The sequence below is a fragment of the Pseudoalteromonas sp. B131b genome (assembly GCF_037162545.1).
Lineage (GTDB): Bacteria > Pseudomonadota > Gammaproteobacteria > Enterobacterales > Alteromonadaceae > Pseudoalteromonas > Pseudoalteromonas fuliginea.
Genome location: NZ_JARLUZ010000001.1, coordinates 453,706 through 474,654, shown reverse-complemented (window position 1 = coordinate 474,654; position 20,949 = coordinate 453,706). Strand labels below are relative to the sequence as shown.

Sequence of the window (20,949 nt, the reverse complement as noted above, 5' to 3'; positions counted from 1 at the left end):
TGCGCTTTTGTAGTTAAATTAACTGGTTATACCAATAAACAGGTATTTTAAGCCTATTGCTCGCGGGCAATAGCACGATAAGCAATATCTGTACGATATTCCATACCATCCCAGCTTATTTGTTTAACAAGCTCATAGGCGCGTTGCTGCGCTTGCGTAACAGTATTACCAAGTGCTGTTGCGCATAATACGCGACCGCCTGCGGTTACAACGTCATTGCCATCTTGCTTAGTACCCGCATGAAACACTTTTTCACCCGCAGGGTAATCAACTTGTAGCCCCGAAATAGCATCGCCTTTAGGGTAATCGCCAGGGTAACCTTTAGCGGCAAGTACAACACCAACAGCTGCACGTGGGTCAAACTTAATTGTTGTTTTATCAAGTTCTACACGGTTAGCGGCTTCAATCAATTCAACTAGGTCTGATTGCAAACGTAGCATCATTGGTTGAGTTTCAGGGTCGCCAAAGCGACAGTTGTACTCAATGACTTTAGGGGTGCCTGTTTCATCAATCATTAAACCTGCGTATAAAAAGCCTGTGTATGGATGGCCTTCGCTTGCCATGCCCTCTACCGTAGGGTAGATCACTTCGTTCATAATACGCTGGTGGATTTCATCAGTAACAACTGGCGCAGGTGAGTATGCACCCATGCCACCCGTATTAGGACCCGCATCGCCATTGTAAGCGCGTTTATGGTCCTGACTGGTCGCAAATGGTAATACGTTTTTACCATCAACCATTACGATGAAAGACGCTTCTTCACCGTCTAAAAACTCTTCAATAACAACACGACTTCCCGCATCGCCAAAAGCATTACCCGCAAGCATATCGCGAATAGCTTCTTCGGCATCGGCTTGCGTCATGGCTACAATTACGCCTTTACCCGCAGCTAAACCATCTGCTTTTACAACAATTGGCGCGCCTTTCTCTTTTAAATAAGCAAGAGCAGGCTCAATCTGTTCAAACGTTTGGTAGTCGCCCGTTGGGATTTTATGACGTGCTAAAAAGTCTTTAGTAAACGATTTAGAGCCTTCAAGCTGAGCTGCGCCCGCCGTTGGGCCAAAAATAGCCATGTTATGTTCACGAAACTTATCAACAACACCCAGTACTAACGGTATTTCAGGACCTACAATAGTAAGCTCTACCTTATTTTGCTGTGCAAAACTAAGTAAACCATCTAAGTCGTCAACGTTTATTGCTACGTTTTCAAGTTTTGGTTCAAGTGCAGTACCTGCATTACCAGGGGCTACAAATACAGTATTTACTTTGGTGTTTTGAGCGGCTTTAAACGCAAGTGCGTGTTCGCGGCCGCCGCTGCCAATGACTAAAACATTCATGGCGAAAATTCCTATTTAAAGCGGTTTCTTAAATTTCAGCGTCATGCGGTCGCTTTCACCAATGGCTTTATATTTATCAGCATCTTGTTCGCCGAGTCTTAAGCTTGGTGGTAGCGTCCATACACCTTTAGGGTGATCGGCTGTATCTTTTGGATTTGCATTTATTTCACTGCTTGCTACTAATTCAAACCCTGCTTGTTTAGCAAGGTCTACTACGTAGCTCTGCTTCATATAACCTGATGTTTTTTGATCTTCGTCAGCACGTTCTTCAGCTAAACGGTGTTCAACTAAACCTAATGTACCACCTGGTTTAAGGGCTTTATAAAAAGCTTGGAATGCACTTAATGCACCGCTTTTATCTTTGCCCATGTACCAGTTATGTACATTACGAAATGTTAAAACCATATCGGCACTGCCAGCTGGCGCAATATCTAAATGTGTTACAGGTGCAAACTCAGTAATTTTAACGCTACTAAAACGCTTATCTTCAGCTACTTTTTGTTTAAAGCCCGCAAGAGAGCGTTGGTAGTAGCCAACTGATGAATCAGCAGGAAAGTGCGCGGCATAATAAGTGCCTTGCTCTTTTAGTGCTGGCGCTAAAATTTCACTATACCAACCACCGCCGGGCGCAATTTCAACAACTGTCATAGTTGGTTTAAAGCCAAAAAATGCCAGTGTTTGAGCCGGGTGACGATATTCGTCACGAACGCTGTTTTTAGCGCTGCGTTCGCTTGATTGAAGTGCATGTTCAAGGCTCGATTCGTGGTTATGGCTAAGCGCCATAGTCGATGTCATCGTTAGTGTGGCTACAAGTAGCGATTTTAGCGCAAATTTCATTGTTTGTTCCTTCACATTATAATTTTAAATAGGTTATTGAATAATCAGAATACGTGAATTTATAGCAAACAAAAAGGGTTAAACCAACGTTTAACCCTTTGTGTGATTAGTGGCGGAAATGGCGCATACCAGTTAGTACCATTGCCATGCCAGCTTCATCAGCAGCTGCAATCACTTCTTCATCACGCATTGAGCCACCAGGCTGAATTACCGCAGTAATGCCAGCGGCTGCGGCTGCGTCAATGCCATCACGGAATGGGAAGAACGCATCAGACGCCATAACTGAACCTTTAACTTCAAGGTTTTCGTCTGCAGCTTTTATGCCTGCAATTTTAGCTGAGTATACGCGGCTCATTTGGCCTGCGCCTACGCCAATAGTCATACCGTCACGGGCATAAACAATTGCGTTTGATTTAACAAACTTAGCTACTTTCCAGCAAAACAGTAAATCTTTAAGTTCTTGCTCTGTAGGTTGGCGTTTAGAAACAACTTTTAAGTCGCCTTGCGTTACCATGCCTAAGTCGCGGTCTTGAACTAAAATACCGCCGTTAACGCGTTTAATATCTTGGCCAGCGGCTTTGCCTGTCCACTGTCCACATTCTAATAAACGAACGTTCTTTTTAGCTTCAACAATTTTTGCAGCGTCGCTCGAAATACTCGGTGCAATAATTACTTCAACAAATTGACGGTCAACAATGGCTTGTGCCGTTGCACCATCTAGCTCTCGGTTAAAGGCAATAATGCCACCAAATGCTGATGTAGGGTCTGTTTTAAAAGCACGCTCGTATGCTTGTAGGATATTGTCGCCAATTGAAACACCACACGGGTTAGCATGTTTTACAATTACGCACGCAGGTACATCAAATTCTTTAACGCATTCAAGCGCTGCGTCGGTATCGGCAATATTGTTAAACGAAAGGGCTTTACCTTGCAATTGAGTTGCTGTTGCAACTGATGCTTCAGCAATGTCATTTTCAACATAAAAAGCAGCATCTTGATGTGAGTTTTCACCGTAGCGCATATCTTGCTTTTTAGTGAACTGTATATTGATAGTACGTGGGAATTTAGTCTCTACAGCAGCTTCCTCGGTGTAATCAGGCACCATTTTACCGAAGTAGTTAGCAATCATGCCATCGTATGCGGCAGTGTGCTCGTAAGCAGCAATCGCTAAGTCAAAACGTGTTTTATACGTAGTAGAGCCATTGTTGTTTTGCATTTCGCCAATAACACGGTCGTAGTCGCTCGCGTTTACCACGATTGTTACGTCTTTGTGGTTTTTAGCGGCTGCACGAACCATTGTAGGGCCGCCAATATCAATATTTTCAATAGCATCTTCAAGGCTGCAGTTTTCTTGAGCGACTGTATTCGCAAAGGGGTATAAGTTAACTACAACTATGTCGATAGCAGAAATGTTGTTATCTGCCATTACGCTTTCATCTTGTCCGCGACGGGCTAATATGCCGCCGTGAATTTTTGGATGAAGAGTTTTTACGCGGCCATCCATGATTTCAGGGTGGCCTGTGTGATCTGATACTTCAGTCACTTTTATGCCGTTATCAGCAAGTAGTTTACATGTGCCGCCAGTTGATAAAATATCAACGCCTTGCGCTTCTAGTGCGCGGGCAAATTCAACAATACCGGTTTTATCAGACACACTTAATAGTGCGCGACGAATGGGACGATGAGTATCCATTGTAGTTTGATTTCCTCAGTTAATGAGCTAGCTTAGAAGCGGGCATTTTAACTGATTACAACTCAAAAAACGACTTATAAAGCGCCGATGAGGGTGAGCATTTTGCAATTTGGTTAATAAGTTGTAGGCATAAAAAAGCACCCGAGGGTGCTTTTTTTGCATAATACCAGTTGTATTGGATTAGTAAGTAGTTATAACGATAGAAAAACAAGTCTATAACAAGGCAAAAATTTTGCTGTGTAGTTATTCTACATAAAAAATTATTAACGACGTTATGGGCTTGTTTAACTCGTTAGAATACTTACGCTTTCAATATAATTGGTATTAGTTCATGCCGTATTTTTTAAGCTTTTTACGTAAAGTACCACGGTTGATACCTAGTAAAATTGCTGCACGAGTTTGGTTACCACGTGTATATGTCATCACTTCTTCAAGTAATGGCGCTTCTAGCTCTGAAAGAACAAGGTCGTAAACGTCTTGCACATCTTGACCGTTAAGCTGCTTTAAATAGTGGTGAACAGCTTTTTTTACTGCATCACGCAATGGCTGCGGTTTCTCGTGTGACTGAACATGAGGGTTAGTGATAAATGGAGAAGTCACGTTTTGTTCGAACATTATTAAGTCTCTTTCTTTCTTAGTTAGCTGCTAGTGTTTTAAAGTATTGCTCTAATGCGACGACCTGTGCCTGTGGGTTGTCGAGCGCATTAAATACTCGCCTAAACTGACCATCACTGTCATGGGTTTGCAAATACCAAGATACATGTTTGCGAGCAATTCGCGCTCCCATTGGCTCACCGTAAAACAAATGGAGGTTTGTTAAATGCTCCATTAATATACTGCGCACCTCTGCAATAGCAGGCGGCTGTAAATGTTCCCCAGTTCGCAAATAGTGGTCTATCTCCCTAAATATCCAAGGGCGACCTTGGGCGGCTCGGCCAATCATAATGGCATCTGCACCCGTATAGTCTAAAACCTGTTTTGCTTTTTCTGGTGATGTAATATCACCATTGGCAACAACAGGAATCGACACTGAACGTTTTATATCCCTAATCGTGGCGTACTCAGCATCACCTTTGTACATACATGCGCGCGTTCGCCCATGTACAGCAAGTGATGCAATGCCATAACGTTCAGCTATTCTCGCAATCTCTACACCATTACGGTTATCCGGATCCCATCCTGTACGGATTTTAAGTGTTACAGGTATATCTACAGCGTTAACGACTGCATCAATAATCTCTTCCACAAGTTCAGGAAACTGTAATAAGGCAGAGCCTGCGAGTTTCTTGTTCACTTTTTTGCTGGGCACCCCATATTGATATCTATGATCTGTGCACCGTTAGCAACATTGAATTGTGCGGCCTGCGCCATAAGCTCAGGATCTGCTCCTGCAATTTGCACAGCACGTATACCCGACTCACCGCTGTGATCCATACGGTTCATCGACTTTTCTGTTTTCCAAACCTTAGGATTTGACGATAGCATTTCAGACACAGCTAAGCCCGCACCTAAGCGTCGACAAAGTTGTCTAAATGGTCTGTCTGTAATGCCCGCCATTGGCGCGACAATTACATTATTCTCAAGTTGGTATTTACCGATACGCACTATATTCAATAGGCCTCTTTTCAAGGGGCGCTAAGTTTACGGTTTTTTTAGCAAAAATCAAAGGCTATAAATTGAACAAAAGTGACTTTTTTTGCCCTTTTCGTATTGACATTTGATAACCGTATGAGGAATGGCTTTATTTGTGCGAAATTTGAGCGCATTTTGTTTTTGCAACAAAATAAGTTTATTTTTTATTATGTAAAAAAATAGTAAAGCCTGTTAAATACAGGCTTTACATGCATGTTTTGAGTTAATGCTCTAAATTTGATTGTGCAGTTTATTACGCTTTTTTAGTGCCACTCACTCGAGTCCAATCACCTTCAACGGCAATGTCATCTAGCTCAATAAACGGTGCATAAATGTCAGCAACCGATTGGGCTTGCTCTTCTAATATGCCCGACATAGCAATTTTACCACCTCGCTTTAATAACCCTAAAATCACACTATGTAATTCGCGAAGTGGCTGGGCTAAAATATTAGCCACAACTATATCGGCAGTAAACTCAGGTTGGTTTTCTGGAAGGTATACTTCGAGTTTGTCTGCAACACCATTTCGGTTAGCGTTATCAAGGCTTGCTTCAAGCGCTTGAGGGTCAATATCTATCCCAATCATACGTTCTGCACCTAGTTTTATAGCTGCAATACCTAAAATTCCTGAGCCACAACCAAAATCAACAACCGTTTTACCCGTCAGATCTTGGCTTTCTAACCACTTAAGACATAAGGCCGTTGTTGCATGTGTGCCCGTGCCAAAAGCAAGGCCAGGGTCTAGCAATACATTTACTGCATCAGGGTCAGGAATGTCGCGCCAGCTTGGGCAAATCCATAGTTTTTCGCCAAATTGAATAGGGTGGAAGTTATCCATCCATTCACGTTCCCAGTCTTTATCTTCAAGTTGCTCTATTTTGTATACTAAATTGTCTTTTAGCTCATCATGGCGCTTCAATAACGCAACAACTGCGTTCATATCGTGATTAGCTTCGAACAAGCCAATGACTGTGGTATCAGCCCAGAACACAACAGTGCCAATTTTAGGCTCGTAAATAGGGGTGTCTTTTGCGTCAATAAAGGTTACTGAGGCGCTACCCGCTTCCATTAATAGGTCGCTTACGGCATCAGCTGTTGCAGCATTGGCATTAATACGAATTTGGATCCAAGCCATGGTTATTTCCTTCAAATAGAAAAAAGGCCGCTATAGCGGCCTTTTTAGTTTATATAGTAGCGCTAAAATTATTTAGCGTCTAAAAAGCTTTTCAGTAAATCTGAGCGAGAAGGGTGGCGTAATTTACGCAGCGCTTTCGCTTCTATTTGACGAATACGTTCACGTGTTACGTCAAACTGTTTACCTACTTCTTCTAAGGTGTGGTCGGTATTCATATCAATACCAAAACGCATACGTAGTACTTTAGCTTCACGAGCTGTTAGGCCTGCAAGTACATCGTTAGTTGCGCCTCGAAGAGACTCCATTGTTGCCGAATCGATTGGCGAATCAATGGTTGTATCTTCGATAAAGTCACCTAAGTGAGAATCTTCATCATCACCGATTGGTGTTTCCATTGAAATTGGCTCTTTAGCAATCTTAAGTACCTTACGGATTTTATCCTCAGGCATCATCATGCGTTCTGCTAATTCTTCTGGATTTGGCTCACGACCCATTTCTTGTAACATTTGACGAGAAATACGGTTAAGTTTATTAATCGTTTCAATCATATGTACCGGAATACGGATTGTTCTTGCTTGGTCAGCAATAGAGCGAGTGATTGCTTGACGTATCCACCACGTAGCATAAGTAGAGAACTTATAACCACGGCGATATTCAAACTTATCAACGGCTTTCATCAGACCAATGTTACCTTCTTGGATCAAATCCAAGAATTGTAAGCCACGGTTTGTATATTTTTTAGCAATTGAGATTACAAGACGTAAGTTAGCTTCAACCATTTCTTTTTTCGCGCGGCGTGCTTTCGCTTCACCAATGCTCATTCGACGGTTAATGTCTTTAATACGCTCAATGCTTAAACCTGTTGTTTGTTCAATAACAGATAATTTATTAATACTACGAATGATTTCTGGCTTAACTTCTTCAAGCTTAGCTGAATACTTTTCGTTACCTGAAATTTCTAAATCAACCCAAGAAGCGTCAGTTTCGTTGTTAGCAAAGTGCTTAACGAACGTTTTCTTCGGTAATTTAGCAATTTGTACAGCTTGTTTCATGATTAGACGTTCTTGAACGCGAACTCTGTCCATCATTTCACGCATGTTATTTACCATGCGGTCAAACTGTTTAGGTATTAATTTAAAGGTTCTGAAAAGCTCGCCAATTTCAAAAATGGCTGCTTGTGATTCAGGATGCGAACGACCTTTAGCTTCAAACGTATCACGTGCTTTGTTGTATAAATCACGTAGATTTTCAAAATGAATGCGAGCTTCTTCAGGATCTGGTCCTGTGTCTATCTCTTCTTCATCTTCATCGTCGCTATCAGCATCGTCTTTGTCGTCTTTATCATCGTCGTCAAGTTGCTTAGCACTTAATTCTGAACCAATATTAGTTGCTGAAATTGGCGCTGTATCTTCATTCGGATCGATAAACCCAACGATGATATCGCTTAAACGCATTTCTTCAGCTTCAAACTTATCCCACTGTTCAAGTAGGTAAGTGATTGCTTCAGGGTACTCTGCAACAGAAATCTGAACTTGGTTAATGCCTTCTTCAATACGTTTAGCGATTACAATTTCGCCTTCACGTGTCAGAAGTTCAACAGTACCCATTTCACGCATGTACATGCGTACCGGATCAGTTGTACGGCCGATTTCTTTTTCTACAGTCGCAAGGGCTGCAGCGGCAGCTTCTGCTGCGTCTTCGTCTGTCGTTGTTTCTTGCATCATTAATTCATCAGCATCAGGCGCATTTTCGCTAACCTTGATACCCATATCATTAATCATGCTTATGATATCTTCTACTTGATCTGAGTCTATAATGTCTTGTGGAAGGTGATCATTTACTTCTGCAAAAGTTAAGTAGCCTTGCTCTTTACCTTTCTGAATCAGAAGTTTTAATTGTGACTGAGGAGTTGGATCCATAGAGATTTTTTCTTCCACTCTGATAAGTTGATACAACAGGCGCCATCATGTAGTTTGCATTTAAGCCAACTAGAATAATGTGACGCAGTGAATAGCACAGTATAACAGCCAAAATTAGATCTGACTAGCTGTTAGTCGCTTTTAACGCTGTCATTAACAAATGACATTCAAGTCTTTCATCGCTATTGAGACCTTGTGTCTTGTCCTTTATTAATAAGGTCTCTAGTCGATAATTTAAACACTGATCTTCAATAAATTTAAAAGTATTTTGAAAAACAGTCTCTAAACGCTCTTCATTTATTTCGTGTTGCCACGTTGCAAGCTTTATTAATGGCTCGTAATCTTCAGTTCCTCTAAAAAATTCGAGTAATTGCGCGGTGGTAACATTCTCTTTTTCTAATGCTTGTTCTTGTAGGCGCAGTAATAATCCAATACCGGCTATGCTCATTTGCGCTAAATCGGGCAAATAAGGAATACTTTTAGCCAATTGTGGGTGCTGAATTAAAATACCAATGGCCTGTCGCATAGGTGTTATTTTAAATTTTCGCTCAATAGAGTGCTGTTGCTTAGGTGTTTTTAAGCGACTATTAAGCTGCTCACGTGTTCGACCAATTAAACGACCGAGTTGTTCAAGAATGTTTTCTTGATAAAACTCACTGGGTATTTTTTCTATTAATGGCAGTGCAGCACTAAGTAATTTTGCCTTGCCAGAATCGAGTGTTAAATCTATTTCTAGGCTTAATTTATTGAATAATACTTTAGTAAAGTCATCGGCTTCACTCAAGCGTTGTTCAAACAGCTCTTTACCTTCTTTTTGTACTAGAGAGTCAGGGTCTTCACCATCGGGTAAAAAAACAAAATTTAAGGCTTTCCCGTCATTCAAATAAGGAAGAGCATTTTCAAGTGCCCGCCACGCTGCATCTCGCCCTGCGCGATCCCCATCGTAACAACAAATAACTTTATCTGTTGTTCTAAAAAGGGTGTGCATGTGTTCGCTCGTAGTTGCAGTACCAAGTGCAGCAACAGCATATTCAATACCTTGTTCAGCAAGCGCCACCACATCCATATAACCTTCAACAATAAGTACATGGTCTAACTTTTTATGAGCTTGTTTTGCCTCATATAAACCATATAACTCAAAACCTTTATGAAAAATTCTGGTTTCTGGAGAGTTTAAATATTTAGGACCTTGGTCGGCTTGCATTACACGCCCACCAAAGGCGATAACACGTCCGCGTTTATCGCGAATAGGAAACATTAAGCGGTCGCGGAAAAAATCAAATTGTCTACCGGGTGTTTTTTCTGAAGCGAGCTTTAGCTCAACTAATTGCTCTTTTTGTTCTTTGTTGCGGCCAAGCTGTAGGCATAAACCATCCCATTCACTTGGAGCGTAACCAATCATAAATTTTTTAACTATTTCACCACTTAAACCTCGGCCCTTAACGTAGTCTATTACAGCCGTTGAATTGCTGTGGTGTTTTAATTGGTGTTGATAAAAGCGTGCTGTGTGGAGCATTAAATCGTAATCAGAGCGCTTTTGTGCTGCGGTGCGTTCTGGTGCTGAACTTGTGCCTTGTTCTCGAGGTACTTCTAAATTAAGCATGCTGGCTATTTCTTCAATAGCATCAACAAACTCGAGCTTTTCGTATTCCATTATAAATGAAATCGCATTCCCGTTAGCGCCACAGCCAAAACAATGATAAAACTGCTTATCTTGAGATACCGTGAACGAAGGGGACTTTTCATTATGAAAAGGGCAGCAAGCTTGATAATCTTTACCTGCTTTTTTTAGACCTACTTTTGAGTCTATCAGGTCGACAATATCGGTTCTGGCAAGTAAATCGTCTATAAAGTTACGTGGGATCTTTCCAGCCATTAGTAAAATGCAGTCCTGAGATAATGATAAAAATAACGAATGTGAAATTTACTTTTTATACTCGCTTGGCGCAGAGTATAACGTGCTTTAACTTACCAAAACGAAAGCTAAATAAACAGAGTAGCTATAAATAATTTTATCTTTAAATAACCACATTGAAGCACTTTTATTAAAGTTAAAAACAAAGAAACCGAGCACAAGGCTCGGTTTACTTCAATCATACTTTAATGTATGTGGGAGTATTAGGCAGTTAATCGTTGCTTAATTAAACCAGAGATCTTGCCCATATCGGCGCGACCCTCAGCCTTGCTTTTGATTATACCCATTACTTTACCCATGTCTTGCATACCTGCTGCATTAGTATCAGCAATAGCCGCGTCAATGAGAGCAATGATTTCTTCTTCACTCAATTGTTGAGGTAAAAAAGTTTCAAGCGCTACTATTTCATTGGCTTCAATATCAGCTAAATCATCACGCCCAGCATCTTTGTACTGAGTGTAAGAGTCACGACGTTGTTTAACAAGCTTCACTATAACGGAGGTAATACCTGCGTCGTCTAGCGTTATTTGCTCGTCAATTTCACGTTGCTTGATTGCAGCAAGTACCATACGAATAGGGTTAAGACGTTGCTTGTCTTTGGCTCTCATCGCATCTTTTTGCGCATCTTTTAGCGTTATTAAAAGGCTCATTTATACAAGACCTAATATATTAGTATAATTTAACGCGACGAGCGTTATCACGAGAAAGTTTTTTCATGTGACGTTTAACTGCAGCAGCTTTTTTACGTTTACGTTCAGCTGTTGGTTTTTCATAGTGCTCGCGACGACGAACTTCTGAAAGGATTCCTGCTTTTTCACATGAACGCTTGAAGCGACGAAGTGCTACGTCAAACGGTTCGTTCTCTCTTACTTTAATTACTGGCATTAAAAATTCACCTACCTAAATTATGAGCGTTGCTCAAGTTGATCAAACATTGATCAACTGGTTCAAAAATGGTGCGGTATTGTAATCCGAAGCAACACCACATGTAAAGGACAATATTAACAGAAACACATCATGTAAAACAGTATTAATTTGATTGGCGTTGGTACAACCTAGAAAACACTTGCCCAGCTTTTTTTCTTTAATTAACAGCCAGTTATCTGGTTTTGTGAATGAGTTTAAATCACTTTCAACTTCAACGTAAATTAAAGCTTCTGAGCTGAGCCATTGATTCTTTTCTAAAAAATCGCAGCTAATTTGGGCTAGGTTTTTACGAAAAGGGGGATCAACGAAAACGAGGTCAAAAGGTTCATTTAGGTTTTTTTGTTCTAAAAACGATAATGTATTTATATTTTTTACGTGCGCGTTTTGCAATTTTAAAGTTGTTATATTGTGTTCTAATTGCGTTGCTGCTAATAAATCAAGCTCAATAAAAGTAGCGCTTTTAGCAAAACGAGATAATGCTTCAAACCCTAAACCACCAGAGCCGGCAAAGCAATCAAGTACGTTTGTATCTCGCGTATCTTGCATTAACCAGTTAAATACTGTTTCTTTTATGCGATCGGTGGTTGGACGCAGACCTTGCACATCCTTTACTGGTAGCTTTCTGCCACGAAATTGACCGCTTATAATTCTAATAAAGCCATCACTTGATTTATTAATTACTTTATTTTGCGCCGTTTTATTTCTCATTTAGCTCACTAAAAAATGGTATCTGGGATCTAGCTCAGATAATATTGCAGTAGATTACGTATAGCTTCATTTTTCAACTGCATTAAAAGTGTTACTATTTAGCTCTTAATGTTTTGAACTGTTTTTTTGCTGGCAGATATTGCCGAGCACAATAAAGCTATTTTCAAATTTTAGTTTATCAGATTTTTATAAGTGGTTATTAGCAAGTATGGCAAAAAAAGTAAATTCCTGTCTTGGTTTGGTTTTGGTAAGTCAGATGAAAAACAAGCAGAGCAAGTAAAAGAAACTAATAACCAACAAGCGTTGGCCGAACAACAAGAAGCTGAGCGTATAGAGCAAGAGCGCGCTGAAACTGAGAAGCACGATGCAGAGCAAGCTGAAAAGTTAGCGGTTGAACAAGCAAATGCTGAATTATTGGCAAAAGAACAAGCTGATGCCCACGCAAAACAATTAGAGCTGCAACAGCGTTTAGCCGAACAAGAAATGCAAATGCGCCTTGAGCAAGAGCGAATTGCGGCTGAAAAAGCTGAAACCGAGCGTTTAGAGCAAGCGCGTATTGCAGCAGAACAAGCAGAAAGCGATCGTCTAGAACAAGCGCGTGTTGAGGCTGAAAAAGCTGAAAGCGAGCGTTTAGAGCAAGCACGTATTGAGGCTGAAAAAGCTGAAATCGAGCGTTTAGAGCAAGCGCGTGTTGAGGCTGAAAAAGCTGAAACCGAGCGTTTAGAGCTGGCGCGTATTGAGGCTGAAAAAGCTGAAACCGAGCGTTTAGAGCTGGCGCGTATTGCAGCAGAACAAGCAGAAAGCGATCGTCTAGAGCAAGAGCGTGTTGAGGCTGAAAAAGCTGAAACCGAGCGTTTAGAGCAAGCACGTATTGAGGCTGAAAAAGCTGAAACCGAGCGTTTAGAGCAAGCACGTATTGAGGCTGAAAAAGTTGAAACCGAGCGTTTAGAGCAAGCACGTATTGAGGCTGAAAAAGCTGAAAGCGATCGTTTAGAGCAAGCGCGTATTGAGGCTGAAAAAGCTGAAACCGAGCGTTTAGAGCTGGCGCGTGTTGCAGCTGAAAAAGTTGAAAACGATCGTCTAGAGCAAGCACGTGTTGCAGCTGAAAAAGCTGAAGCTGAACGTCTAGAACAAGAGAGTGTTGCGGCTGAAAAAGTTGAAAGTGAGCGTTTAGAGCAAGCGAGTATTGAGGCTGAAAAACTTAAAGCGGAGAAGGAAGATAAACCCAAAAAAGAAGGTTTTTTTCTCGCCTTAAAAAAGGCTTATTAAAAACTCGCGTTAATATTGGATCTGGATTTGCGTCTATATTTAGCGGCAAAAAAATTGATGACGATTTATTTGAAGAGCTGGAAACCCAGCTATTAACTGCCGATTTGGGCGTTGATACAACCATGAAGTTAATCGATCGATTAACAGATGGGGCTAATCGTAAACAGTTAAAAGATGGCGATGCACTTTACGAGCTAATGAAACAAGAAATGGCCACTATGCTTAAAACTGCAGAGCAGCCTTTAGTGATACCAACTGATAAAAAACCATTTGTAATACTGATGGTGGGTGTGAATGGTGTAGGTAAAACCACGACTATTGGTAAACTGGCTAAGCAATTTCAAAACGAAGGTAAGTCGGTTATGTTGGCTGCTGGTGATACGTTTAGAGCGGCTGCTGTTGAGCAACTTCAAGTATGGGGTGAGCGCAATAGTATTCCTGTTATTGCACAACACACCGGCGCTGATAGTGCTTCAGTTGTTTTTGACGCATTTCAAGCCGCGAAAGCTCGTAAAGTGGATGTATTAATCGCCGATACAGCTGGGCGCTTGCAAAATAAAGATAATTTAATGCAAGAGCTTGAAAAAATAGCGCGTGTAATGAAAAAAATTGACCCTGATGCGCCGCATGAAGTGATGTTAACGATTGACGCAGGCACAGGGCAAAATGCGATTAGCCAAGTGAATTTGTTTAATCAGTGTGTAGGCTTAACTGGTATTACCCTTTCAAAACTTGATGGAACTGCAAAAGGTGGTGTTATTTTTGCGGTGGCTGATAAGTTTAATATTCCAATTCGTTATATTGGTGTTGGCGAAAGTATCGATGATTTACGTACTTTTAAGAGTGATGACTTTATTGATGCGTTATTTAGCCAAGATGAGGACGACGTTTAATTTACTAAGAGGGAGCTTGCTCCCTTTTTAATTGCGAGGAATACCAATTGCATTCGTGTTTATGATGAGGTTGGCATAATAAAAAATGATAAATTTTCAGCAAGTAAGTAAAACCTACCCAGGAGGGCATCGGGCCCTTGAAAAAGTTAATTTTCATATTAAGCCGGGCGAACTTGCATTTTTAACTGGTCACAGTGGTGCAGGTAAAAGTACGTTATTAAAGTTAATTAGCTTAATGGAGCGCCCATCTGCGGGTAACGTGTTTATCAACGGTGTTGATTTAAATAAGGTTAACTCGCGTCAAATTCCCTATGCCCGTCGTGACATTGGTATTATTTTTCAGAATCATCGCTTATTAGAGCGCCATACTGTATTTGATAATGTGGCATTGCCATTAATTATTGAGGGTACTCATCATAATCAAATTGCAAAGCGGGTTCATGGGGCGCTCGATAAAGTGGGCTTAATTGATAAAGTGAAATGCCACCCGTCTATGCTTTCTGGCGGCGAACAACAGCGCGTAGGTATTGCTCGCGCGATAGTTAACTCGCCACCAATTTTATTGGCCGATGAGCCAACAGGTAACCTTGACCCTGAACTTTCGATGGAAATTTTACGATTATTTGAAGATTTTAATAAACACGGTACAACCGTGCTTATTGCCACTCATGATTTAGGCTTGGTTGCGCGTATGAAATATAGAAGCTTAACTTTAAAAGACGGGCGAATGCTTCAAGACCCCTTAGCGCAGGAGGTTTTATGAGCTTACTATTTAAGGGGCGCCAAAATAAAAACGAAAAGCAAAAAAATCTATATTAGCTGGCGGTTATTTTTTTATTATTAATATTTTTCGTCAAGGAATACACAGCCTTGGTGAAATGTGGCGTACGCCTTTAGCTTCGATGATGACAATTGCTGTACTAGGTTTGAGTTTAACGCTACCAGCAACACTTTATTTAGTGGTTAAAAATGTTCAACAAGTCAGTAGCGGGTTTGAAGAAGCAAGCGAAATATCTTTGTTTGTAAAAGAGACGATGAGCGAGCAACAAACACAAACTTTGGTGAAACGTTTAGCACTGTATCCCGAAGTTGAGAGTGTGGCATTTATTTCAAAGCAGCAAGCACTTACAGAGTTTAAAAGTGTCTCGGGGTTTGGGCAAGCATTAGAGTACTTAGATAGTAACCCACTTCCTGATGTTGTGTTGGTCACGCCAACTAAGCGTGATCGTCAGCCTAATGCAGCTAGAGCTCTTTTAACTAAGCTGGAAGCTGAGCGTGAGGTTGATTTTGGTAAGCTCGATATAGCATGGTTAGAGCGTTTAAATGCATTGTTGAGTTTGTTAAAAGAGAGTGTAATAACGATCACGCTACTGTTACTTACTTCAGTCACGCTTATTATTGGTAATACTATTCGTTTATCTATTATGGATAAAAAAGAAGAAATACAAGTAATGAAATTAGTTGGGGCTACTAATACATTTATTCATGCACCATTTTTATGGACGGGTATTTGGTATGGTGTTATCGGTGGGCTATTTGCCTTCATATCGGTTGCTTTAATGATGTGGTGGCTATCTTCTGCTGTTAGTAGTGTAGCGGGTGTTTACCAAACAAGTTTTTCGTTAATTGGTTTAACATTAAAAGAGTTTGGCCTGTTAGTTTTACTTGCAACAAGCTTGGGCTTTATTGGTTCGTATCTTTCTGTAAATCGATACATTAAAGAAATAGAACCCGACAAAGTATAATTCGAATCTATTAGTCGTTCGATGCTTATGTACCATATAAGTGAACTAACCCTGCTCGGTATGCGTATGCTATCGGGTTGGGTAGTACCTCCTTTATTAAAACTGTCATGTTTGTGTACTATTCTCCTCAAGGTAATAAGTTATAAATGAGGTGCTGCGATGAGGTGAACCTCTTGCATCCCTTTAATTCATCACTTATTCAGCCGCTTATAGTAGACTTAAATAACGCAAAAAAACCTCTTGATTTATGATTAAAAAAAGTTTTAAATTGGGGTTAGCACTCTTGGTTAAAGAGTGCTAAGATGGTTTCAAATGTTTATCACCGAGGTGAAAAATGAGTAAAGATTTATACGCAATGGCACTTACAGTCGGACAACAAAGCGCAAGCATGGACGGTTACCTTCAAGCGGTAAGCACTATTCCTATGCTTAAGGTTGAACAAGAACAAGAGCTTGCTAAAAGGCTTCAGGAAGAAGGCGATCTTAGTGCTGCCAAGCAACTCATTATGTCGCATTTACGCTTTGTAGCACATATTGCTAAAAGCTACTCGGGCTATGGTTTACCACAAGCAGACTTAATCCAAGAGGGCAATATAGGCCTGATGAAAGCGGTAAAGCGTTTCGACCCTACAGTGGGAGTTCGTTTAGTATCGTTTGCAGTTCATTGGATTAAAGCAGAAATTCATGAGTTTGTGCTTAAAAATTGGCGCATAGTTAAAGTTGCGACAACTAAAGCACAACGTAAATTGTTTTTTAATCTTCGCAAAAATAAAAAGCGTTTAGGTTGGTTTAACCAAGCAGAAGTTAGCACTGTTGCGAGCGAGTTAGGTGTGAGTGAAAAGGAAGTTCGTGAAATGGAATCGCGTATGAGCGGCCAAGACATGGGCTTCGACTTGACAGGTGACGACGATGATAACGCACCAACAAGTACTTACTCTCCAGTACAATATTTAACGGATGGTGCAGCTGATCTGGCTGACGACGTTGAACAACAACAGTGGAAAGAGCAGGCGCATACGCGTTTATTTAGCGCACTTAAAACACTTGATGAACGCTCGCAAGATATTGTTAGCGCACGTTGGTTGTCTGATGATAAGGCGACTCTTCAAGAGCTGGCACAAAAGTACAGTGTATCAGCCGAACGTGTTCGTCAGCTTGAAAAAACAGCGATGAAAAAGTTACAAAGCGCTATGAGCTAAACACAGCTCAAGCAGCAAAATTTAAAAAGCCCTGCATGAAAATGCGGGGCTTTTTTGTTTACGGCCGTAAGCTTTCACCTGCCTAGTGCTAAAATTGATAACTGGCTCTACTTTAAATAAGTAACTGAGAATATCTATATATGTTTTTATGGCTGGTAAAATTATAATTAATGTAGTTAACGCGACAGCCCAAGGTTTACTAAACCACCATACTTTTGAAGTTTGAAAATAGTTGGGTGGGGCTTTTAATTTTTCTCTTTCAGAAATCATGGTAGGTGAAATCTCTATAACTTCAGCAACAATAAATTTTATTAAATGAAAATTACGTAGCTTGTTAATTGAAGCTTCAGAGTAAAAGCTTTGGCTATGGAGTTTAATTGTTTGTATTTCTTTACCATGATTCAGAAAATAATCAGCAAGGAAAAAAATTAGTTATTTTTCATGTTTGCTATACATATAATTTCCTTATTAAAGTACATATCATCGAGCACTAACCCCTTTGCCCTCAGCCTGCGCCAACTGAATGTATTTACGCTCAACCAGCTGCGAAACCGGCACAAGTTCAAAGCCTTGATCTATTAACTGTGGTAACGCTTCACGTAAAAAATCAATAGTTTCAGGATAAGGGTGGGCGATAGCAATGGCAAAATTGTGATCGGTTGCTTGCTGTTTTAATTCATCAAACCTTAACTGCAATTGCTCGGGGGTGATAATGTTGTCTAAAAATACTTGGCGGCTAATATTAGCAACACCTAAAAAGTTTGCCGCATTTTGAGCTTGGCTTAAATCTGTGGTACGACTATCTAAAAAGTATAAATGGCGTTTTTTAAGCACTTCCATTGTCCATTTCATAGCTTGGCTTTGTTGTGTTAGTGCTGAGCCCATATGATTATTAACGCCCTTAACTTGTGGCAGACTAGCTAAGGCAGTGCCTAGAGTTTGCTGGAGCTGCTCTTTACTCATACTTAATGTAAGCGCGCCGGGGCCTAGTTTTTTCCCATTTAGCGCCTGCATGGGCACATGAAGTAATAGCTCTTTATTTGACTGACTCGCTAGCGAAGCAAAAGCTTGCGAATAGGGGGTGTGAGGTAAAATTGAATATGACAATTGCCCCGGTAAGGTTAAGAACTCTAAATCTCTTTGATGGTAGCCTATATCGTCAATTACGATTGCTATTTGCTTCGCTTTAACATCAAAAGAGACAAAGCAAGTGACTAATAAAAGCCACGTTATAATGCTTGCGTTAATATTTTTCAAATTTATAATTTTTATTATCTTATTAAGCTCAGTAAGTTGCTCTAAATAAAGCGAATGTTATTGCATACTGAGCAACTGTTTTGCTTTAACTAATTGTAAATCAGCCAAATTACTTGAAAGTAATTGCTGAGTACCTTTAGTCTGTTCGTTTTTTATTATAACGGCTTTATTGTTTTGTGAAAGGTTTGTTTGATTAATCGCCACATCGGGCGTTATTCCTACACCATCAATTGATTTACCTGAAGGCGTAAAGTATTTTGCTGTAGTCAGTTTTAAGGCTGTATTACCGTCACCTAATGGGATGAGAGATTGAACAGAGCCTTTACCGAATGACTGGCTTCCTACAATCTTTGCACGATTATTATCTTTTAAAGCAGCCGCTAAAATTTCAGCTGCTGAAGCCGAGTTTTCATTTATGAGTACCACAATTGGTGCACCTTTTAACACATCACCGTGCTTGGCGTAAAAGGCTTGATTTGCATCAAAAAAACGCCCCTTAGTGGTTACAATAGTGCCGCTTTGTAAAAACAGGTCTGATACTGCCACAGCACTTTTTAAGGTGCCACCAGGATTGTCGCGTAAATCGATGACCAGTCCTTTGAGTGGGTAACCATAGTGATTTTGCATGGCTGCAACTTGTATTGCTACCTCATGTAGTGTGTGATTGGAAAAGCTATTGATAGCTAAGTAGCCAGTGCCGGTATCTAAAAGCTGACTGGTTACACTTTCTAAATCTATTTGGGTGCGGGTAACATCAAAAGGTATATGGGTTTTATTTGTATTACGTTGCACTGTTAAGTGAATGCTTGCAAACTTACTGTCCCTTATTAAAGCAGCTACTTGGTCAATTGTAAGTGTTGCAACAGTATGGTTATTAATACTAATTATAATATCGTTAGGTAAAATCCCTGCATTTTTGGCCGGAGAGTTATTAACAACATCGATAATAGTCATTTGCTCGTCAATATTTTTAACTTCAATACCAAGACCTGTGTAACGACCGTTTGTGTTGTCAAATAATGCAGTGAGTTCATGCTCGTCGAGGTATTTAGAATAAGGATCGAGCTTTGAATATAAGCGTTCAAATTGATGATTGTTGTATTTTATATGCATGCTATTTTGTAATTCTAAGTCATCAACATAATAAGCATGAATATTAAATAAAATTTCGTCTATTTGTTGCCTCTTCAATTGTTTTACTGAGCTGGCAGAGGCGCTATTGATAAAGAAAATAAAGACAAGTAAACACAGGCTTAAAATGAAACCTGTGTTTTGTTTTTTTCGTAGAATGTCGTTGGGGTTTTGTTTTTCATCAGCTGCTCCAGAGCGGTGCAGCGGTTTATTCAATTAAATGCGTCTGCACCATTTTACAGGATTTACTGCGCGTCCTTTGTGGCGTATTTCAAAGTATAGACCAGAACTTGCTTGTCCGCCGCTTTGGCCAACTAAAGCTAAAGTTTCACCTTCTCTAACCATATCGCCAACATCTCTGAGGAGTGTCTGTGCATGGCCGTATAAACTCATAAAGCCTTCACCATGATCAACAACGATCACCCAGCCATAACCTTTTAGCCAATCGGCAAATACAACTTGGCCATTGTGCACGCTATTAACATTCACGCCTTCTTTTGCACCAATTAACACGCCTTTCCAATCAATACCGCCATGCTTACGCTGGCCAAAGGTGTGCTCTAACTTACCTCTGGTCGGCCAATTTAGTTTACCCTTACTTTTATTTAGGCCGAGTAATTCGATCTTTTGCGTTTTCTCTTTTTCAAGCTCTTCAATGGTTGTAATTAAAGTTTGTTGGTTTTCTTTAAGGTAATTAATAGAGCTTTTGGTACTTGTGAGCTGAGCTTGTAAGTTTTTAAGATTTGCTTGGCGTTCACTTTGAGCGTTAAGCAAAGCAGTTTGACGCCTTTTTTGCTCGTCATGTAAAGCGATTAACCTTTGTTTTGTTTTAGCCAGCTCTATCTGATTAGAAGCTATTTCCTCTTGAAGGGCTTTTAGGTCTTCAATTTGCTCTATCCTGGCTTTATTTAAGTAATTGTAATAACTGAGAGTGCGCTCAAATTTTGCTGTGTCTTCTTGGTTCAAAATCATTTTAGAGTAGTCATCGCCGCCAGCCATATAGGCACTTTTTAATTGCGCGGCTAAAATGCGCTGAAATAGGGCGTGTTTTTGATCAAGTTGTTCTGCTTCTTGTTGTTGCAGTTTTTGCTGCTGTTGGTTTTTTAACCGATTGCTCAGCCATATTAAGCGCTTTAGCATTTTTTGCTATGTTGAGCTCATGACTTTTGAGATTTTTTTGTAGTTTTGCTATTTTTTTCGTTGTTCATTATATTGCGCTTGATTTTGTTCAAGCGCGTTTTGTACTTCGGATAAATCTTTTTTAGTGCGGTCTTCGTTAGCGACTGCAGGTGCAGCCGCTAACGAAGTAAGTATTAAGCCGCACTTAATTAACCGGTTAATACGTTTATTCAT

General features: G+C 40.3%; 13 protein-coding genes and 5 pseudogenes. 4 read left to right on the top strand and 14 right to left on the bottom strand.

Annotated features, from left to right (window positions below; all coding sequences use genetic code 11):
• Positions 1-53: 53 nt before the first annotated feature.
• The 11 genes and pseudogenes from purD to rsmD form a co-directional block, all read right to left on the bottom strand.
• The gene (purD, locus tag P4S65_RS02305; RefSeq protein WP_337119495.1) at positions 54-1,337 is read right to left on the bottom strand and encodes a phosphoribosylamine--glycine ligase; all 1,284 of its coding nucleotides are present in this window, start codon (positions 1,335-1,337) and stop codon (positions 54-56) included.
• A 15-nt stretch (positions 1,338-1,352) separates the two neighbouring features.
• Positions 1,353-2,174: a class I SAM-dependent methyltransferase gene (locus tag P4S65_RS02300; RefSeq protein ID WP_007376020.1), complete on the bottom strand. Its 822-nt coding sequence runs from the start codon at positions 2,172-2,174 to the stop codon at positions 1,353-1,355.
• 106 nt (positions 2,175-2,280) lie between these two features.
• A complete protein-coding gene (purH, locus tag P4S65_RS02295; RefSeq protein ID WP_337119494.1) occupies positions 2,281-3,867 on the bottom strand; it encodes a bifunctional phosphoribosylaminoimidazolecarboxamide formyltransferase/IMP cyclohydrolase in 1,587 nt (528 codons plus the stop codon).
• 324 nt (positions 3,868-4,191) lie between these two features.
• Positions 4,192-4,482 (bottom strand): DNA-binding transcriptional regulator Fis, encoded by a 291-nt coding sequence (gene fis / locus P4S65_RS02290; protein ID WP_002957804.1) that lies wholly within the window; start codon positions 4,480-4,482, stop codon positions 4,192-4,194.
• 19 nt (positions 4,483-4,501) lie between these two features.
• A pseudogene (gene dusB / locus P4S65_RS02285) lies at positions 4,502-5,472 on the bottom strand (tRNA dihydrouridine synthase DusB).
• Positions 5,473-5,752: 280 nt separating this feature from the next.
• Positions 5,753-6,634 (bottom strand): 50S ribosomal protein L11 methyltransferase, encoded by an 882-nt coding sequence (prmA, locus tag P4S65_RS02280; protein WP_096793830.1) that lies wholly within the window; start codon positions 6,632-6,634, stop codon positions 5,753-5,755.
• A 68-nt stretch (positions 6,635-6,702) separates the two neighbouring features.
• Positions 6,703-8,553 carry an RNA polymerase sigma factor RpoD gene (rpoD, locus tag P4S65_RS02275; protein ID WP_007376024.1) on the bottom strand — a complete coding sequence of 617 codons (1,851 nt, stop codon included), beginning with the start codon at positions 8,551-8,553 and terminating at the stop codon, positions 6,703-6,705.
• Between the two features lie 124 nt (positions 8,554-8,677).
• Positions 8,678-10,429, bottom strand: a complete 1,752-nt coding sequence (gene dnaG, locus P4S65_RS02270; protein ID WP_008136894.1) for a DNA primase — start codon at positions 10,427-10,429, stop codon at positions 8,678-8,680.
• A gap of 242 nt (positions 10,430-10,671) precedes the next feature.
• A complete protein-coding gene (locus P4S65_RS02265) occupies positions 10,672-11,118 on the bottom strand; it encodes a GatB/YqeY domain-containing protein (protein WP_007376027.1) in 447 nt (148 codons plus the stop codon).
• A 19-nt stretch (positions 11,119-11,137) separates the two neighbouring features.
• Positions 11,138-11,353 (bottom strand): 30S ribosomal protein S21, encoded by a 216-nt coding sequence (rpsU, locus tag P4S65_RS02260; RefSeq protein WP_002957797.1) that lies wholly within the window; start codon positions 11,351-11,353, stop codon positions 11,138-11,140.
• A 145-nt stretch (positions 11,354-11,498) separates the two neighbouring features.
• Positions 11,499-12,103: pseudogene (rsmD, locus tag P4S65_RS02255) on the bottom strand (16S rRNA (guanine(966)-N(2))-methyltransferase RsmD).
• 483 nt (positions 12,104-12,586) lie between these two features.
• Here rsmD and ftsY point away from each other — a divergent pair.
• The 4 genes and pseudogenes from ftsY to rpoH all read left to right on the top strand — a co-directional run bounded on the left by ftsY (position 12,587) and on the right by rpoH (position 17,208).
• Positions 12,587-14,265 (top strand): annotated as a pseudogene (gene ftsY, locus P4S65_RS02250) (signal recognition particle-docking protein FtsY).
• An 85-nt stretch (positions 14,266-14,350) separates the two neighbouring features.
• Positions 14,351-15,028 (top strand): cell division ATP-binding protein FtsE, encoded by a 678-nt coding sequence (ftsE, locus tag P4S65_RS02245; RefSeq protein ID WP_096793829.1) that lies wholly within the window; start codon positions 14,351-14,353, stop codon positions 15,026-15,028.
• A pseudogene (gene ftsX, locus P4S65_RS02240) lies at positions 15,025-16,010 on the top strand (permease-like cell division protein FtsX). Before ftsE ends, ftsX begins: the two are co-directional and overlap by 4 nt.
• A 334-nt stretch (positions 16,011-16,344) precedes the next feature.
• A complete protein-coding gene (gene rpoH / locus P4S65_RS02235; protein WP_007376032.1) occupies positions 16,345-17,208 on the top strand; it encodes an RNA polymerase sigma factor RpoH in 864 nt (287 codons plus the stop codon).
• A gap of 480 nt (positions 17,209-17,688) precedes the next feature.
• Here rpoH and P4S65_RS02230 read toward each other — a convergent pair whose 3' ends face one another.
• The 3 genes and pseudogenes from P4S65_RS02230 to P4S65_RS02220 form a co-directional block, all read right to left on the bottom strand.
• Positions 17,689-18,456, bottom strand: a complete 768-nt coding sequence (locus P4S65_RS02230; RefSeq protein ID WP_373462520.1) for a divergent polysaccharide deacetylase family protein — start codon at positions 18,454-18,456, stop codon at positions 17,689-17,691.
• A gap of 66 nt (positions 18,457-18,522) precedes the next feature.
• On the bottom strand, positions 18,523-19,755 hold the full coding sequence (locus P4S65_RS02225; protein ID WP_442961710.1) for a S41 family peptidase: 1,233 nt from the start codon (positions 19,753-19,755) through the stop codon (positions 18,523-18,525).
• Positions 19,756-19,812: 57 nt separating this feature from the next.
• Positions 19,813-20,949, bottom strand: a pseudogene (locus P4S65_RS02220) (murein hydrolase activator EnvC family protein).

Coding starts and splice junctions, on each gene's coding strand:
- purD (WP_337119495.1), bottom strand. CDS start 1,337: ATGAATGTTTTAGTCATTGGCAGCGGCGGCCGCGAACACGCACTTGCG.
- P4S65_RS02300 (WP_007376020.1), bottom strand. CDS start 2,174: ATGAAATTTGCGCTAAAATCGCTACTTGTAGCCACACTAACGATGACA.
- purH (WP_337119494.1), bottom strand. CDS start 3,867: ATGGATACTCATCGTCCCATTCGTCGCGCACTATTAAGTGTGTCTGAT.
- fis (WP_002957804.1), bottom strand. CDS start 4,482: ATGTTCGAACAAAACGTGACTTCTCCATTTATCACTAACCCTCATGTT.
- prmA (WP_096793830.1), bottom strand. CDS start 6,634: ATGGCTTGGATCCAAATTCGTATTAATGCCAATGCTGCAACAGCTGAT.
- rpoD (WP_007376024.1), bottom strand. CDS start 8,553: ATGGATCCAACTCCTCAGTCACAATTAAAACTTCTGATTCAGAAAGGT.
- dnaG (WP_008136894.1), bottom strand. CDS start 10,429: ATGGCTGGAAAGATCCCACGTAACTTTATAGACGATTTACTTGCCAGA.
- P4S65_RS02265 (WP_007376027.1), bottom strand. CDS start 11,118: ATGAGCCTTTTAATAACGCTAAAAGATGCGCAAAAAGATGCGATGAGA.
- rpsU (WP_002957797.1), bottom strand. CDS start 11,353: ATGCCAGTAATTAAAGTAAGAGAGAACGAACCGTTTGACGTAGCACTT.
- ftsE (WP_096793829.1), top strand. CDS start 14,351: ATGATAAATTTTCAGCAAGTAAGTAAAACCTACCCAGGAGGGCATCGG.
- rpoH (WP_007376032.1), top strand. CDS start 16,345: ATGAGTAAAGATTTATACGCAATGGCACTTACAGTCGGACAACAAAGC.